Below are 17,981 nucleotides of genomic sequence, written 5' to 3' on the forward strand. Positions count from 1 at the left end.
TTCCACAATCATCTTCATGTTTTCCGCACTCATCTTCATGTTTTCCATATTCATCTTCAGTTCTGTCTTCATTTCCGTCAAATTTATTATAAAAACCATTATTACACATAGTTTATCTCTCCTTTGTTAATTTATAATATATCCCCATCTAATATAATAATATACATAGTTATAGGTTAATGTGACATTTTATTTTATTTTTCATTGTTATATTTATATATTAATTGTAATTCATTAAACTTTTTTAGTACTATAATTATTTTTCTACTTGTTTTTGTGTTAATATATATATATTTGTATAAATATCTATTTATTGTAATCAATATTTTGTATAAATTATATTTTATCTCCTTTTAAAATATAATTTATTTATTTGTCGAATAATTATTATTTACAAATAATAATTATTGTTATATACTTATATTATCAAATAATTTTTAATTTCTTATTTAATTTTCTATATACAACCTATTATGTAAATGAAGTTATTAAATTATTAGATATTATTTTAAAAATTTGTGGGTTGTTAATTAAAGTAATTCATAATTTTACATTAGTATAAGTTAAAAATAGTATGTAACTTTATTTAAATTTAAAATAAATTAATGGAGATGATTAAATGTCAATTTACGATTTCAAAGTTAAAAACATAGACGGTGAAGAAGTTTCTTTAGAGGAATTTAAAGGAAAAGTTATAATAATAGTGAATACAGCTAGCAAATGTGGATTTACTCCTCAATTTGCAGATTTAGAAAAACTTTACGAAAAATATAATGATAAAGGATTAGTAATTTTAGGATTCCCATCTAACCAATTTTTAGAGCAAGAACCTGGTTCCAACTCTGATGTTAAAAGTTTTTGTATGTTAAATTATGGGGTAAACTTCCCAATGTTTGAGAAAGTAGATGTCCGTGGTAAGAATGCTTTACCTTTGTTCAACTTCCTAACTGTTGCTAAAGGGTTTAAGGGGTTTGATTTAACTAAACCTCAAGAAAAATTATTACATTCAATAACAAGTGAAAACTATCCTGAGTATCTTGTTGATGATTCAATAAAATGGAACTTCACAAAATTCCTTATTGATAGATCTGGTAATATTGTTGAAAGATTTGAGTCTATTGTTGACCCTATGTCTATGGAAGAATCCATAAAATCTTTATTATCACTATAATAAAGATTTTCATCTAAACAGAAAAGAGAGGTGTAATCAACACAAACTTACACCTCTCTTTTCTTTATAGAATTCTTTATATTAGAAAATGTATTGTAGTTTAAAAAGTATAATATATAAACATGAAAATACAATTACAGCCACCCTCAACAATCAAAGTTCACATAATGTTGTAAAGCAAAAAAACTTGTGAATTTTCTAACCCACAAGTTTATATGATTAACTCACTTTTATATAAAGTTAAATATTTTTATCACATAAGAGGTGCAAATACCCTTAATATAGATCTTATAAACCTATTTGACCATTTAACATTTTTACATTCTTCTAAAGTTATGTTCTGGCTTAATTCTAATGTCTTTGAAAAATCTTCTTTAATTTCAAATACTGATTTTGTTTTGTACAACCAAACTCCGCATTCAAAATGTAAATATAAACTTCTATAATCCATGTTAATAGTTCCAACTACCCCTACTTCATCATCTGCTACAAAGGTTTTTGAATGCATAAATCCGGGAATATATTCATATATTTTCACTCCTGCTTCTATAAGTTGATAATAGTAAGCTCTCGTAACTATATGTGCATACCACTTATCCTCTATATGAGGTGTTATTATCCTTACATCCACACCACTTTTAGCGGCTAATATAAGAGCTGTTATTAGTTCATTATCTACTATCAAATAAGGTGTAGTTATGTACACATAATTTTTTGCTCTATTTATTATATTTAAATATACACTTTCACCAACCATTTCATTATCTAAGGGACTATCACCATAAGGTTGAACATATCCATCACCATGAAACTTCTCTGTACTGTGGATATGTGGTCTATATTTTTCGTAGTTTTCTCTTATTCCTTTATTAAAATCCCATGCCTGTAAAAACATCATTGTTAAGTTCCATACAGCTTCCCCTTTTATCATAATGGAGGCATCCTTCCAATGACCAAATCTTTCTATTTCATTTATATATTCATCTGCTAAATTTATTCCTCCAGTAAATGCTGTATGTCCATCTATAACAGTTATTTTCCTATGATCACGATTGTTCATTATTAATGAAAGAAATGGAACAAATTTATTGAATACTATACACTGAATACCTTTACTTTCTAGTATTTTATAATATTTATTTGGCAATGTTCTTAAACATCCCACATCATCATATATTATTCTTACATCTATCCCCTCTTTAACCTTGTCCTCCAGTATATCCAATATACTATTCCACATTAAACCTTCTTGCATTATAAAATATTCCATAAATATATAATGTCTAGCCTTTTTAAGCTCTTTTTTTAATTTATAAAAAAACACTTCTCCTGGAGATAAATATTCTGTTTCCGTATTTTTATGTATAGGATAAGTTGAAAATTTAGCTATATACTTTGATTGATTAGCTATGGATTTATCTTTTTTCTCAAGTTCATCTATAATACTTTTATCTTGTTGTAATAATGGTTCTGTATAATAAGAAACTCTAGCTATTTGTTTTTTTAATGTTTTACTTATTCTTTTTCCTCCGAATAAAAGATAAAATAGCCCCCCAAATACTGGTAATAACAAAACAGGTATTGTCCAAGCAAGCTTATATGATGGGTTGTCTGTTCTACTAATAATATATATAACAACAGCAACACTTATTATTATTAATAACACATATAAATATACAAATGTTTCAGATAATTTCCATATTGCAGTAATTAAAAATACTAGTTGAATACAAATAAGAAATCCTACTACAACCATTCTACTAAGTAACAAATCTAAAATTTTCCTCATATTATACCGCCTTAATTTTTACTATATCAGTTCTAAAATTCATAACATATTATAATTCATAACCTGAATATGCTACCCTTAAGTTAGAATTTTAGGATTATGTAGATCTTATTTTACTTAAGTTTACTGATTTTATAACACTTAAATCTATTTTAATACTTAATTTTATAAAATTATAGTATTTAACTTTAATTTCTAAACTTAAATACTCTTCTTCATTCCATATTATCTCAAGTGATTTCTAGGTTTAACCGAGGTTTGCTTATGAAAAAATATCTCTATCCACCTAGTCATCAGACTAAATAAAGAAGCTATAGATATGGTTTTTCACTTTATCTATAGCCCTAATCTGATACTATAAGAATTAAAACCTAAAATACTAAGGATAGTACTAATGCTCACCGTTATCAATCATTCTTTGTTTTGTTTTTGTTAAATTTAAGAGTTCCCCAACGATAAAAATAACTATTATAATATTAGCAATTAAAATTGTCATTTCTATCTTACTAACTCCTTCAAATGAATTAGCTATATACTCTTTTAATATACCATTATCAATAATAATTTTAAGAGTTATTCCTTCCATAACAAATACACTTAGTATAAGAGTAAATCTAAAATAATGTTTTCCTAGAAAGGTCATATACTTTTTTCTTTTATCATCATCATTAAAATTAATTCTATCCTTAAAGAAATTCAAATTAAATTCTGTAAACTTATTCTTCTTATCAAAATAATAATTAAAAGCAACAAATGTAAAATAAATTATTATAGAAATCATACTTACTATAAAAATTGTACCCTCCATAATTCACCTCCTCATATCCCACTTGAAAATTTCTACTTATATATATTTAATTCCATACTATAGAACAAATCTTCATTCAGTGTTTTTCTTAAAAAGCATTTCTTATTTCACAAAGTTATTCACAAGAAGATTTATCCGCAACTTGTCACTTGCCACTTGTAATTTTTCACTCATTAAAGTTTTCAACTAAAAAATCTATATATTTTAATAGTCATCAAAGTTATCCACAGATTTGAACTTTTATAGTATCCTATAAAGTAAAAAAATAGTATAATGCTATTTATATAATAACATTATACTATTTATGATGTTTTATGTTAATACTTACATATATATAATTCCATATTACTCTTTACCTCAATATAGCTTTTCTTCCCTTATCAGTAAGCTTCCATATTACTAAATCTATATTACTACTATCTCCACAACAACCACATTTTTTTGAGCATGTCCCACATCCTGAAGAACATGTATCCATAGTATCTTTTTCTATATAGTTTAAGTTTTTAAGTTGTTCAATCATTTGTTCAACTAAAGATTCATCTACACCTAATTCCTTAGCAACTAGTTTATTTGAATATATTCCGCCCTCAGCTAATCTTTTTAGTATTTTAATCAACACCTCTTAATCATTCCCTTCTATTAATTATTTTTACTTATCTTATCTTTTATCTCATATATTTTCTCAACAGTATTTAATACATCAAATGACATCTCTGTAACCCTATCAGAAGAACCATTAATTGTTGTTGATACATGATTTACAACTTTAGTTAATCCCTCTATCGATGTGCTTATCTCTTCTGTAGAAGAACTTATTTCATTCATAACACTATGAATTTTTTCTGTATTCTCATCATATCTTTCGCATGTATGTATAATATTGTCGTAATCCTTATTTACAACTTCTGATAAATATTCAACTACTTCTTGTGAACACCTATTTAGTTTATTAAATGAAGAACTTACATTATTTATTATTGTGTCTATATTTTTTACAACTTTACTTGATTCCTCTGCAAGCTTTCTTACCTCACCTGCAACCACTGCAAATCCCTTGCCTGCTTCTCCAGCTCTTGCAGCTTCAATTGATGCATTAAGAGCTAAAAGGTTAGTTTGTTTTGCTATATCCATAATAGCATGAGAAAATCCATATATTTTTTCTACTTCCTTTGATCCTTCTATTGCTTCATTTAGTTCTAACTCTATTTTTCCTAACATTTTTTTAGAGTTATTTATTGATTCTACCATTTTATCTTTAATACCATTGGATCTCTTACTAAATACTTCAGTTTCTTTAAAGCTTTCTAGAGTCCTTTCCGCTATAATACCTGTAGAACTCTGTATCTCCTTTATTGAAAGATACATTTCTTTTCCTTTGTCAGATATGCTTTCCATTTCCTCCATTAACTTTTCAGATACATTTAAATTGTTATTAGCCGATACCTGAACTTCATCAATTAATTCTTCTATATCATTAAAATTCTTTTCAATATGTTTTTCTTCTTCCTCAGTATTGTTTAGATTTTCTTCTATATTATATTCATAAAGATTAATGCTTTTTTTATCATCATACTCTTTACATCTATCTTTAATAAACAAAGATCTTATTCTTCTTCCAATACCATTACTCTTAAGTAACATTTAAAAATTCCCCCGATAACATGTAATGTTGTACATTAATGAATTATTTATTTGTGTTCTAATTTTTTATAGATATTAATTCTCTCATAAATTGCAAATTATCTTGTATATACTCAACTATAACTGGATCAAACATTAGTCCCTTATTTAATAATACTTCTTTTATACATTCCTCAAAGCTCATGGCATCTCTATATGGTCTATTTGATGTCATAGCATCTATAGAATCACATACAGCAATTATTCTAGAACCTAAAGGTATACTAGTTGATGCTATCCCACTTGGATATCCCTTACCATCCCAACGTTCATGGTGATAATATACAATCCTACTTATACTTTTCAATTTTTTTGATTTACTCAAAATATCAAAACCTATTTTAGGATGCATTTTTATATATTCCCACTCATGTGGTAAAAGTTCATCTTTTTTATTTAAAATTATATCTGGTACGCCTATTTTACCTATATCATGTAAATGAGCTGCTATATGAATGTTCTCCAATTCTCTTCCCTTAATACCTAGTTCTTTTGATATTTCATGACTCATAAATGCAACTCTTTCAGAATGCCCTTTTGTGTAAAAATCCTTTGCCTCTAAAGCTGTTATCAAGCTTTCTATTATGTCATGATACATCTCTTTTTCTATAGATCTAAATAGTAATTCCCTTATTGACATTTATTTTTTCAATTGCTCCTCTACATATCTTTTAACAGGCTCTTCCATACAAGACCAACATCTTTTAGAGAAAACAACTTTTTTATCACACTTCTTTGATTCTTCTTTTATAAGTTCAACCACTCTGTGACCTACATAATCAGTCAAAACTAATACTAAATCAGTTTTATAAGGTATCTTAACCTTTTTATCACTTTTCTTTCTTCCACTAACATGTTCTATTATGTCAAAACCACTTTCCCTTAATTTGTCTTTTATGTTTTGAATTCTATCTCCACCTATGACTAAAACACTCATAAAAATTCTCCTTTTTGATTTAATTTTCTAATTATTATTAATGTAATTTTAGCTGAAGCCTAAATTTCTTTATTAACTTCAGCTAAAACAACTTCAAAGAAATCAATAATCATTATCAATTAAAATTCATAATTATCCTTAATTAAATCCCATTAATCTTCCTACTTGATAAACTATAACTGCTGCTCCCCAACCAATTAAACATGTGTATCCAACTGTTATGGCTGCCCATTTTCTTGAATTTGTTTCTCTTCTTATAGCTCCTATAGTTGCTGCACATGGACAATATAGAAGTGTCATTACCATAAATGAAAGAGCTGATAATGGTGTAAATATTTGTTGTATAGCACCAGTTAAATCTGGACCCTCTGCTACTCCGTATACTGTTGCCAATGTTCCTACAACAGCCTCTTTAGCTCCAAGACCAGTTATAAGTGCTACTGATGATTGCCAATTATCAAATCCTGCCCATGTAAATATTGGTGCTATAGATGATCCAATTATCCCAATTAAACTTTCTGAGCTTCCTGGTTCAACTCCACCTGGTAAGTTTGAAAGAACCCAAACAACAACAACTGTTCCTAATATAATAGTACCTGCTTTCTTTAAGAACGCTTCTGATTTTTCCCACATATGAATTATAATACTCTTAACTGTTGGTATACGATAAGGTGGTAATTCCATTATGAAATAAGACTCTTCCCCTTTAAATACCCTCTTACTAAAGAATTTTCCCATTAATATAGCTACTACTATTCCTAATACATAAAGCGAAAATACAACTATTCCACTTGCATCAAAAATACCTATTCTTCTTCCTTCAAAGAATGCCCCTGCAAACAAAGCATATACTGGTAGCCTTGCTCCACATGAAACAAATGGATTTATAAGTATAGCTATCATTCTATCTTTCTTACTATCTAAAGTTCTAGTTGACATTATTCCCGCAACATTACAACCACTAGATATTATAAGTGATACAGCTGTTTTTCCATGAAGTCCTATGTAATTCATAAACTTATCCATTACATATGCTGCTCTAGCCATATAACCAGTATCTTCAAGTATAGATATAAGAATATACATAACAAACAACATTGGAACAAATACCATTACTGCTCCTAATCCACCAATTAATCCGTCAACAATAAAGGATGTTAGTAACTCTGATGTTCCTATAGTTTCTAGCAACGGCTCTACCCATTCACCTAATGCTGTAAAGGCATCACCTACATATCCACCTAAAAATTCATTACCAAAAGTCATTGTTACTTGATATATTAAAAACATTATTATTGCAAATATAGGAATTCCAAACCACTTATGAGTAACAACTTTATCAATTTTATCAGATGTACTTTCTTTTCTAACAACTTGTTTCTTTACACTCTTTTGAATTATTTCACTGATTAATTCATATCTTTTATCTATTATAAATGTATCTGGTTCATACCCTATTATGTCCGTTAAATTATTTATACTTTTTTCTATTTTGTTATTAACACTTTTATCTTGATTATATTCTTCCATAAGTTTCTTTATATATTCATCATTTTCTAAAAGTTTTATTGCTGTCCATTTAGGCGGATATTCTAATGATGCACAACTCTGTGCCAGTGTTTCTTCTAGTATATCTACCTCTCTTTCAATATCATCACCATAATTTATATTAAAAGATTTAACTTGTTTCTTATCCCCTAGCCTTATAGCTTCATCTATAAGTTCCTCCATACCTTGTCCCTTTGTTGCTACTGTAGTAATAACAGGAATATTTAAAAGCTGTGCTAATTTCTTTGTATTTATCTCAATGTTTTTGTTTTTAGCTTCATCCATCATATTAAGAGCTAAAACAACATTAGCACCAGTTTCTAGAATTTGCATTGTTAAATATAGATTTCTTTCTATATTGCTAGAATCAATTACATTTATAACTACATCAGGATTATCTTTTAAGATAAAGTTTCTTGCAACTACTTCATCCTCTGAATATGCTCCTAAACTATAAGTTCCTGGTAAATCCACTACAGTTATTTCTTTGCCTCCAGCCTTTAATTTACCTTCTTTTTTCTCAACTGTAACACCTGGCCAGTTCCCAACATGTTGCTTTGAACCTGTTAATGCATTAAATATTGTTGTTTTTCCACAATTGGGATTACCCGCTAGTGCTATTACTAAATTCTTATTCATTTTACCCCTCCAAATTAAACTTCCCTAACCATTACTTTTTGTGCCATACCTCTTCCTAACACAAGTCTTGTTTCTCCTACTTTAATAATTAAAGGACCTGCATCATTTCTTATTATTTCTAGTATGGCTCCTTTGTTTACGCCCATTTCCATAAGCTTTTTTCCCATAAGTTCGCCACCATCTAAATTGTTTACTTCTGCATATTTACCAATTCCAATAGCGTTTAAAGGCATACAACTACAGGTCATAATCTCATCCTCCCTTTTCTGATCGAAAACTATAGCAAAAAGTGGCTATGCCACGTTATAATTGAGAATTAACAGTTGTTGTTGAAAATCACAGATTTTCTTTAATAATATTTTTTTATTTCAGAAATCTTCTCAACAAGATTTCAACCAACATTGTCACTTATCAGTTTTCAATCGTCAATTAACATAAGCTTTTAACTATTTCAATTGTCAATTTTTCTAAATGACCTCTACAAGAACATGTTGAGCTTCACTTTTTCTAAGGCTTAGGTTGTAACCTCTAACTGATATCTCTATAGGATCACCCATTGGTGCCTTTCCTTCTACTATTATCTCCGTACCTTTTGTTATACCCATGTCCATAATTCTTCTTCTGACTTTACTTTCATGAGCTATTTCCGAAACTTTAGCTTTTGATTTAACAGCCACTTCATTTAACCCTATTAATTTAGTCATAATTACACTTCCTTATTTAATATTGATACTCATTATCACCATTACACTAAAAAAATAAGCCCACATAATATAGACTTAAAATTCAATTGATAATGACTTTCATTTATATTGTAACTTATAATTCCTTATCTGTAAATAGACTATTAGTTTTTTATACAAATTTATTTTATTTATCCTTTATTTTCCTATGATTTTCTTTATTTTACATATAAATGATACTACATAAATAAATAGAATAAAATCTAAATAATACACATCCATAATAAAAGTTCCAAGTTTACTTGACAAATAAAAGTCAGAACAACATGATTTTAAAAAAATAAGTACCACTGAATTTTCTATGAGTGCCCCAAGGAAAATGCCTATTGCTAAGTGGTATTTTCCAATTGTTTGTAATTCTGTTTTACTTATAGCTCCTTTAGATTTCTTACTCCAAAATAAATCGTATTTTAAAATTTCTTTTTTATTATTGAAATAACATTTGTACCCTAGTATAAACTCATAAGCTACCAGTACCATTACAAAAACTGTAAGACCAATTAGCCATGAATAGTTCATAAAATTCCACACCTCATTCTTTATTAATACTTTAAAGTACGGTTTAGCTTTAAACCACAACTTATATACCTATTTATCCATTCTCTAACATACTTAACCAACATATTAGTATTTACATATGATAGACCTTAAATGAAAACCAAGTACTAATTTATACTTATGATTAATTATATGCAATTATGAGCACTTCTGTGTATTTAGGTGTATCTCCACAATATTATTCATCTTATGGATATGCCACACTTTAATTAAAAATTGAGAGTGGAAAGTTATAGTAATAAAATGTACTCTATAGCGTAGCCATTAAAAAAGACTACCTTATAGAGTACATTTTAATTATAAAACCTCTTTTTATTTAAATTCATTGCAATTGTTTATTAAAATCATAAATTTCTTTTAAAAAGCTTGTGCCATTTTCTGGTAAACCAACATTAAAAAATTCTGCAACTGTTGCACCGACATCTGAAAGAGTGTCTCTCTCACCAATATTAATACCACTTTTTACTTTCTTTCCTTTAATCATTAAAGGAACCATTTCCCTTGTATGCTTACTGTGTCCAATAGTTGGATCATTACCATGGTCAGCCATTACAATAAGTATATCTTCTTCATTTAATATACTTATAAGCTTTCCAATTAATTCATCTGCAATCTTTAACTTTTGCCCATATCTTTCTACATTTTCACTATGTCCTGCTAAATCTGTTTCTTGAACATTGCAGCAGATAAAGCCATTTTCTGTTTCTTTTGCAACTTCAATAGTTTTTTCTAAAACACCTTTTGTATCAACCATAGGTATACTTACACCTTTTTCATTTATAACTACATCTGCAACCTTACCTAAAAGATATACTGGAATTCCTTCAGTTGATAAAATTGTTGTTACTTGAGTATCTGGATTAACACCATAGCCTAAATGTATACATTCATATCCCTTATCATACACACCTGACTTTGGAGCATTTATTCCTATAAAACTTCCATCTTTTTCTTCTACTGCATCTAATATATTATCAAGGGTTATATCCTTACCACCAAAAGTTATAACTCTTGGTACCTTAGCTATCTTTCTTGTTATATTACCTATTTCTAAAGCTTTTGAAAAAGGTATAATATCTAATGCAGCTGTAATATTAAAAGCTTGTCCTAAATCGCATTCTATATTATCTGCTATAGTTAATGCTTCTTCAACAATAAGGAACCTTTCTTTATATCCTTCTGAATACCTTACCTGGTATCCTTTATTTATCAATGCTTCATATATATCTTCAATCTTATTTTTAATAGGCTCTGTAAAAGGTTTTTTAGGCTTTGTTCCCATTATTTCTTGATGTCCAAAAAATGTATCTGCTCCAAAATGGGTTAATTTACCCTTACCCCAGGTTGCTTTCTCATTAAATTTCATGCCATTTACTTCTTTTGATAATATATTCATAAGCCCCATAGACTCTAAATTTTTTAACACTAAATTTTTTTCTTTATCTAGTATATGCAAGCAAGTATTTGAACCTATATCTTTTGGTCTACAGTATTTAGCATCATCCATTTCACCAATACCAAATCCATCTAATACAACAACAATAAATTTTTTCATTTTTTCACTTCCTACATTAGTTTATTTTCATACCTAAAGAATTATATAAACCAACAACCTCAGGAGTATTTGATGATATTCCTTTAACTACTGCTACATTGCTTCTCGTAACAAAAATTTGGGCTCTAAAAGCCATTACAACTGTATCACCAACATTGCAGTTATCCTTCAACTCAATGTGATAATCTATACTTTCATCAGTAGGTGGAACTACCTTTACCAACTTAGAATTCTCCATATTTTTACCCACTATAGCATTATCCATATGAGATCTTCTATAATGTCCTCCACCATAGCAATAAGAATTTTCATTTAAATTATGTGAAACTTCTGATACATAAACTATTGATGGTATTTCAACAGCATCATTGTATTTATGATAAGGTGTTGTCCCTATTAATCCATGTCCTGGTTCACCATGAGTCCCACCATTTTCACTTATTAGCTTAATTGATTCTGTGCAAGTTGCCGATGGCATATTTAATTGTTCAATCTTTATAGAAAACTTTTCTTCAATAATATCTTTAGCTTTTTTTATAGTAGAAATATTGTTTGTAGGTTCTATTTTATTAGTTTCTTCTTTATATAAGAAACAAGGAAAAGATGCTACACCTGCAATTACTAAATAATCTAGTTTAATTAATTCAGCTACCTTTTCTTCAAGTTCTTCAATAAAGAACCCACCATATTGTCCTGAATAAAGATTATCATTATTATCTAATACTCTTAACATTATTTTTTGTTTAATTCCCAATTCTTTACATGCATCATTTATTTCTTTTGCCTTTTCTATAGAATAAACAGTTATATAATCTGGTTTACTGCTTACCACTTTTTTTACTAATTTGCTTGGAATTTGAACAAGATGTCCAACGTGTCCTATCTTTATTCCGTTATCAATCATAATTTCTGCTTCTTTGAAGTCTACTACTACTGCTCCTTCATAGCCAAGTTTCATAATTTCTTTGCAAATAAGAGGGTTTCTTCCAAACTGCTTTGACATAAAATATAGCTTTATTCCATATTTATCTGCTTCTTTTTTTATATTTCTTGAGTTTTCTATTGTTTTATCTAAATCTATAACATATGTGTCTGGCTCTATTATTCCTTTTTCATGTAGACTAAAAGCAGTATTAATTAATCCTTTATTCTTCTCAATTGTCTTCTCTAAAAACACTTTACCACCTCATCTTATTGCTACTTTTTTGCATCATTTATTGCATTTTTTAGTATTCTAATTATCGTATCCGCTCCACTTCTCATTGGATTTATTCTAATCATTCTCTTTTCTAACGTTGGATCTGATGCCCTAAATGTCCCTGATACTCTATACATCATTGGTGCAAATTCATATTTTGATTCAGATCCAACTGGATGAGCTGCTGCTCCATAATTAGGTGTTATTTCTAATACTTTTTCTGCAATATTTTCTGTTAGCTCTACAATCAAAACCTTGGATTGTGCATTTACTAGAAAAGCATCTTTTATTTCTGGTATCTCACCATTTTTCAATCTTTTCACAAGTTCTTCATTAACTTGTGATTGTATAGCTAATGATACTGGAGCATAGATTAATCCTCTTAAAGCTTCCATAGCCTCAAAACCTTGAACTTGACTTCCACCTGAATAATTTAAAGAATATACTTTATCAATAAGTTCCTTTTTACCAATAAGTATTCCTACACCTTCTGGACCTAAAATTTTAAAACAAGAAAAACTACTTAACTCTGCTCCACATTGATTTCCAATCTTTTCAACCTTTAATGCTGCATAATTATCATCTGTAATAATATTTATATTTGGGTTTTCCTTTTTTATTGTTTGAATTACTTCTTCTAAATCATAACAATCCTCTAGTTGTTGTCTTGTATTTTGAACTAGTGAACCTTTTATATCTGGATTTTCAGAAACAATCTTTTTTATGCTTTCTAAATCATTGAAATTTACTTTTACCACCTTAAGCCCCATTGTTTCAATGGTTACCTTTGATGTTGGGTAAATTGGTGCATCATGGACTAATATTTTATCTCCGCAATTCATGAAACTTATTAATCCCCATCTTATAGCACCTGTGCCTGCCCCTCTAACTAAAATAGCAGATTCTGCATTAAAAACATCTGCAAACACTTTTTCTACTTTTTGAGTATAAGTTGGTTTATTTAATCCCTTTACCACACCTAAATCTCCAAGTGAAAGGACTTCTATGCCATTAAAATATTTTGTAACTGTATCTATAATTTTAAATTGCAAATTCATCGCTTCTTGCAATGAAATTGAATGTAAAGGAAATGTCTTCATATGTGTCCCTCCCAAATTATAATTTATAAATCCTTTTTATATTATTAACTATCATATTTTCAACATGTTCATCTTTGATCTCTGTCTTATATAACATTGGTAGGAATTTATCAATTAAATATGAATATCCTAGTCCTCCATTTTCTTTAAAATGAGACTTTCTAGTTATATCCATTGACATAACTATTTGATCCGAATATCCTAAAGAACATAATTCCTTTAACCATTCCACTCTATTTTCATCTGACTGATAGTTATTTTTACCTACTGTGTCAAAAGCAATATTGATCCCTTTATCCAAGAGTGATTTCATATATTCTATATCTCCACTTAGATCTATATGACTTAAGATAACTTTGCTTAAATCAATATTAAATTTATTGAAAGTTTTTATTTGCTCATGTCCTAACTTTCCTAAAGTTGTATGTGTAACTATTGGTACTCCTGTTTCAATTTGAGCTTTACATCCGGCTTGTAAAACTTTTTCTTCCATAGGCTCAATTTTCTTTAAACTAGTTCCAATTTCTCCAATTACAGAAGCTTTTATTCCTGTATCTTCAACACCATAGATTATGTCTGCTACCATTATTTTTGCAAGTTCATTTTCATCTAATTCATAAACTTCTTTAGGTAGAAAAGGTTCTTTATAATATCCTGTTGCATTTAAAATCTTCACTCCGCTTTTTTCACTTACTTCATTTACGTACTGAACATTTCTAGCTATACCTCTATTTGTCATATCTATAATAGTTGATACACCTTTAGATAAGAGCTCTTTAAACTCCTCAATAGTTTGATCTTTATTATTTAAGTTACAATCACTATCTTTTTTAACTCCAGATAAATCTATAGTAGTATGTTCATGAGCATATATAATTTCTTTTATATCTTTCATATAGGACCTCCATTATTGAAATTGAGTTATCTATAGAAGCAATCTTTATTTAGGTGAGCTTAACACCCATTATCCATCATCTCTTGTAAGAGAATGAAGTGTTACAGGTGGTAGCCATCATATATACTTATAGAAATTCAACAATTTAAACTATCCTGGTATATTCATCAAATTTAACATTACTAATATATTAGAGATTATCCCTACTAATATTGCTCCAACAGGTCCAATTGCAAGACTAACTATCTTCTTCTTAAATGTATTATTTAACACATATAACCCAACTACAAACATTGCTCCCCAAGTTGGTGCAATTGCAGCAGCAGCTGTGATACCACCAACTAATAATGCTACTTCAAGAACTTTAGTTATAGCTGTACGTATTTGATCTCCACAATCCTTAACCCCTGGGAACTTATCTAATACTTTTGCAAATGAATCAAGTAAGAATACTTCCATAGTCATCCAACATGCTCCAAAGATTAAAGCTAATATTGGATTTCCAGCTAATGCTGATAAAGATCCAATAACAAATACCATCTTTACTCCTGCTGGTGAATATACTCCAGTTGCTATACCTGTTGTAACTACTAAAGGAATAAAACCTATAACACGAGCTATCTCAGTAATTGCTGCTGAATTAAAGTCTCCTGATTGATATAAAGGTGCGGACATTGGTGATTCAGCTGTTATAATTAATGCTGATGATAATGCTATTAAACCACCTGAAAGTGCAAATAAATACCAGTTTTTCTTTATATGTTTTATTCTTTCAGCGAAAAGTGATACTAAAGTTGCCTGGGTATTGGTAGCTTCCCTCTTATCTCTTATAGCGAAGAAGATCATTACAACCATTCCTGCAAATAGTGCCATTGCATTAGCATTTATAACTATTTTTTGACCATTATTCAGTGTAAATATACCAAACTGCGAAACTAAAATTTGGGCTAAAATTGTAATACCAAATGTTGTAACACCTTTTTTCCATCCATACTGTAGTGATACAACTAAACATGGGAATACAGCAAAAGCTACTAATATTACGCTTGAAACTTGTCCAAGTTGTGTTAAAAAGTTGTATGGTAACATATCAAATAACTTTTCAATTACTGGGATACCAAAGGCCATAACAACTCCATATGCAGCACCTGCAACTAATGAAATTGGTGTTTGATATTTATTTTCTGGTATGTATGCTCCTATAATATCTGTTCCAAGTAAAACAACATGAATTATAATTACTCCTGTTGCAATTGATTGTGGAATAAATCCTAATATATATCCAATCCCAAAAGCAAATGCAGAAGTACCAAGCGCTGAACGAGTTAATCTTTTTTCTCTATGTTCTAACACCATAGGACGAGTTGCATCATTAAATACAGCTATACCTTTTGATGCCATAAGAGTAGTTACTGCACATAACGCCATCATTACAAACATTGGCAAAAAATTATTCATTATAATTCCTCCTCATATGTGATTAAAATTTATTTAAATAGCTCATTAATTATGATAGGAAGTACTACATCAGCATCATTTGGTATCAATCCAAAAGCAATCTTTCCTAAATTTATTTCACTAATAATCTCTTCCTTTGATTTAATATTACCTGGCATAGAAACTGTACAACATTTATCTGCACCTGCTAATGCTATAGCAAGGGCTAGTGCACCGCCACCACCAGTATTACAAGCTCCAAAGTAGTAGTCTGCTTCTCCACTCTTTATTGCCATTGCAGCATCAATATCACCTTTTATTACTACAGTTGCTTTGTCTCCTACTAATTCTGTAACCATATCAGCTATCATTTGTTTTTCAATTTGTCCACCTATAACTATTTTTTTCATTTCAATTCCTCCTAATAATTAATTATTTGTTTAATAGAGTGCATATGTGCATCTCAATAAAGTCTCTTTCTTCTCTTGGTAACTTTCCTATTGTTTCTTCCATGTCATCTGTAATTTCTACAACTTTTTTATAGTTTATGTCTTTTTTAATTTCTTCAAATATTATTTCCTCAATGCTGTTCACTAACTCATTTTTTTCAATTCTTGCCAGTGCAGAAGATAAATGTGTTATTAACATAGCCCCATTTTCTTCCGTTAATTCAATATTTCTTTTTTCTTTAAAGTACCTAATTACTTTTAATAATTGGTTATACGTTTTCTCTGATACTTGACCTGCATCTCTTAAAATGTTTAATCTCACTATTAAATCCATCTTTACACCTCAATGTACAAAATTTTGTATATTAATCTATAAACATGCCTTAATAATTTGGCATGATTATTCCTTCTAAAACTTCCTTTTGGAACCTTAATACTTTTCCTCTATCTAAGTTCTTAGAGAACAACTTAGGTAAAATTGTGTTCTTATTTGCAGTTATTATTACTGCTTCAGTATCAGATATACCAATATGCTTTTTACTTATATCTATGGTTTTTATTTCATTACCATCAATATCATCTTTATTCCATATAGCTGCATCCACTTTTCTTGTTTTTATTGCAGTTTTAAATGAACTATATGACATATCAATATATTCTACTTCGTAATTCTTAAAATACGAAAGTGTTAACAATGCTTGGTCTATAGAAGATCTATCTATACCAACCTTCATTCCCTTATTAATTTGCCCATTATATTCTTCTCTTACTACAAGAACGTGCTCATTAACATATGAGAAATCTCCAAAACCTACTACTATTTCTATAGGCTCATGATTTTTTATATAATAATCAGCTGTAAGTCTTGAAGTAACAGCAAAATCATATCTTCCATCTAATAAGGCCTTTAATCTATGGTTAGAGCCTCTCATAAAAGCTAGATTAACTGCTAGACCTCTATGATTTAATGTATTGAATATTCCTGTAGCTAACCCTTCATATCTTTTTGAATATGGAAGTGGCATAACACCTACAAGTGACTTTATTCCTGCAATTTCTAATAACTTTAGGTAGTCTATATAAGTTATAAACGTACCTAAATGACCTCTAGATTCTAATTTTATAGCATTATAGTCTTGAAGTAATTTTAAAGCACTTTGAACTGTACCCCTAGCTGTCTGATATTTTTCTGATAGTAATGCAACTGTTGGAATTCTATCGTCTACATCAAGTTGAATAAATTCTGTTGAAAGATTTGCTGACATAATACCAATTTTTTGCATTAACTTACTTTTTATATCCATACTTTAGCCCCTTCAATGTACAATATTTTGTATATTCATAATAACATATTGTGTTTTCGTTTTCAACTATTTATTTTTAATTTTGAAAAAATTTTTAAAGAAATAAATGGAAGAATCAATATACCAAAGGTAAAACCCTATTCAATCTACACACTGAATAGGGTTTT

Annotated in this window: 19 protein-coding genes; 1 reads left to right on the forward strand and 18 read right to left on the reverse strand. The window is 28.9% G+C overall.

Features of this window, described 5'->3' with window-relative positions:
• The first annotated feature begins 619 nt into the window (after positions 1-619).
• Positions 620-1,171, forward strand: a complete 552-nt coding sequence (locus BM119_RS12730; protein WP_090042009.1) for a glutathione peroxidase — start codon at positions 620-622, stop codon at positions 1,169-1,171.
• 253 nt (positions 1,172-1,424) lie between these two features.
• On the opposite strand, the gene cls is transcribed toward BM119_RS12730, so the two are convergent.
• The 18 genes from cls to yhfZ all read right to left on the reverse strand — a co-directional run bounded on the left by cls (position 1,425) and on the right by yhfZ (position 17,814).
• Entirely contained in the window at positions 1,425-2,960 is a 1,536-nt protein-coding gene (gene cls / locus BM119_RS12735; RefSeq protein ID WP_090042010.1) for a cardiolipin synthase, read from the reverse strand.
• 391 nt (positions 2,961-3,351) lie between these two features.
• Positions 3,352-3,768, reverse strand: coding sequence for a hypothetical protein (locus tag BM119_RS12740; RefSeq protein WP_090042012.1), 417 nt, complete (start codon positions 3,766-3,768; stop codon positions 3,352-3,354).
• A 352-nt stretch (positions 3,769-4,120) separates the two neighbouring features.
• Positions 4,121-4,390: a FeoC-like transcriptional regulator gene (locus BM119_RS12745; protein WP_090042014.1), complete on the reverse strand. Its 270-nt coding sequence runs from the start codon at positions 4,388-4,390 to the stop codon at positions 4,121-4,123.
• A 20-nt stretch (positions 4,391-4,410) separates the two neighbouring features.
• Positions 4,411-5,412 carry a methyl-accepting chemotaxis protein gene (locus BM119_RS12750; protein ID WP_090042015.1) on the reverse strand — a complete coding sequence of 334 codons (1,002 nt, stop codon included), beginning with the start codon at positions 5,410-5,412 and terminating at the stop codon, positions 4,411-4,413.
• 58 nt (positions 5,413-5,470) lie between these two features.
• Positions 5,471-6,091 carry an HD-GYP domain-containing protein gene (locus tag BM119_RS12755; RefSeq protein WP_090042017.1) on the reverse strand — a complete coding sequence of 207 codons (621 nt, stop codon included), beginning with the start codon at positions 6,089-6,091 and terminating at the stop codon, positions 5,471-5,473.
• On the reverse strand, positions 6,092-6,388 hold the full coding sequence (locus BM119_RS12760) for a DUF2325 domain-containing protein (protein ID WP_090042018.1): 297 nt from the start codon (positions 6,386-6,388) through the stop codon (positions 6,092-6,094).
• A gap of 138 nt (positions 6,389-6,526) precedes the next feature.
• Entirely contained in the window at positions 6,527-8,575 is a 2,049-nt protein-coding gene (feoB, locus tag BM119_RS12765; RefSeq protein ID WP_090042020.1) for a ferrous iron transport protein B, read from the reverse strand.
• A gap of 14 nt (positions 8,576-8,589) precedes the next feature.
• The gene (locus BM119_RS12770) at positions 8,590-8,823 is read right to left on the reverse strand and encodes a FeoA family protein (RefSeq protein ID WP_090042022.1); all 234 of its coding nucleotides are present in this window, start codon (positions 8,821-8,823) and stop codon (positions 8,590-8,592) included.
• Between the two features lie 219 nt (positions 8,824-9,042).
• Positions 9,043-9,279: a FeoA family protein gene (locus BM119_RS12775; protein ID WP_090042023.1), complete on the reverse strand. Its 237-nt coding sequence runs from the start codon at positions 9,277-9,279 to the stop codon at positions 9,043-9,045.
• Between the two features lie 177 nt (positions 9,280-9,456).
• Complete coding sequence (locus tag BM119_RS12780) at positions 9,457-9,837, reverse strand: hypothetical protein (RefSeq protein WP_090042025.1); 381 nt, start codon at positions 9,835-9,837, stop codon at positions 9,457-9,459.
• Between the two features lie 361 nt (positions 9,838-10,198).
• Positions 10,199-11,431 carry a phosphopentomutase gene (locus BM119_RS12785; RefSeq protein ID WP_090042027.1) on the reverse strand — a complete coding sequence of 411 codons (1,233 nt, stop codon included), beginning with the start codon at positions 11,429-11,431 and terminating at the stop codon, positions 10,199-10,201.
• A 16-nt stretch (positions 11,432-11,447) separates the two neighbouring features.
• Positions 11,448-12,608 carry a YhfX family PLP-dependent enzyme gene (locus BM119_RS12790; RefSeq protein ID WP_090042028.1) on the reverse strand — a complete coding sequence of 387 codons (1,161 nt, stop codon included), beginning with the start codon at positions 12,606-12,608 and terminating at the stop codon, positions 11,448-11,450.
• A 20-nt stretch (positions 12,609-12,628) separates the two neighbouring features.
• Positions 12,629-13,729 (reverse strand): aminotransferase class V-fold PLP-dependent enzyme, encoded by a 1,101-nt coding sequence (locus tag BM119_RS12795; RefSeq protein WP_090042030.1) that lies wholly within the window; start codon positions 13,727-13,729, stop codon positions 12,629-12,631.
• A 16-nt stretch (positions 13,730-13,745) separates the two neighbouring features.
• The gene (locus BM119_RS12800) at positions 13,746-14,624 is read right to left on the reverse strand and encodes a phosphotriesterase family protein (protein WP_090042032.1); all 879 of its coding nucleotides are present in this window, start codon (positions 14,622-14,624) and stop codon (positions 13,746-13,748) included.
• A gap of 150 nt (positions 14,625-14,774) precedes the next feature.
• The gene (locus tag BM119_RS12805) at positions 14,775-16,082 is read right to left on the reverse strand and encodes a YhfT family protein (RefSeq protein ID WP_090042033.1); all 1,308 of its coding nucleotides are present in this window, start codon (positions 16,080-16,082) and stop codon (positions 14,775-14,777) included.
• A 29-nt stretch (positions 16,083-16,111) separates the two neighbouring features.
• Entirely contained in the window at positions 16,112-16,471 is a 360-nt protein-coding gene (locus BM119_RS12810; RefSeq protein WP_090042035.1) for a DUF2620 family protein, read from the reverse strand.
• A gap of 22 nt (positions 16,472-16,493) precedes the next feature.
• Complete coding sequence (locus BM119_RS12815) at positions 16,494-16,844, reverse strand: PRD domain-containing protein (protein WP_090042036.1); 351 nt, start codon at positions 16,842-16,844, stop codon at positions 16,494-16,496.
• A 49-nt stretch (positions 16,845-16,893) separates the two neighbouring features.
• A complete protein-coding gene (yhfZ, locus tag BM119_RS12820) occupies positions 16,894-17,814 on the reverse strand; it encodes a GntR family transcriptional regulator YhfZ (protein WP_090042039.1) in 921 nt (306 codons plus the stop codon).
• Positions 17,815-17,981 lie beyond the last annotated feature (167 nt).

The sequence above is a fragment of the Clostridium frigidicarnis genome, from assembly GCF_900111985.1.
Taxonomy (GTDB): Bacteria; Bacillota; Clostridia; order Clostridiales; family Clostridiaceae; genus Clostridium_Z; species Clostridium_Z frigidicarnis.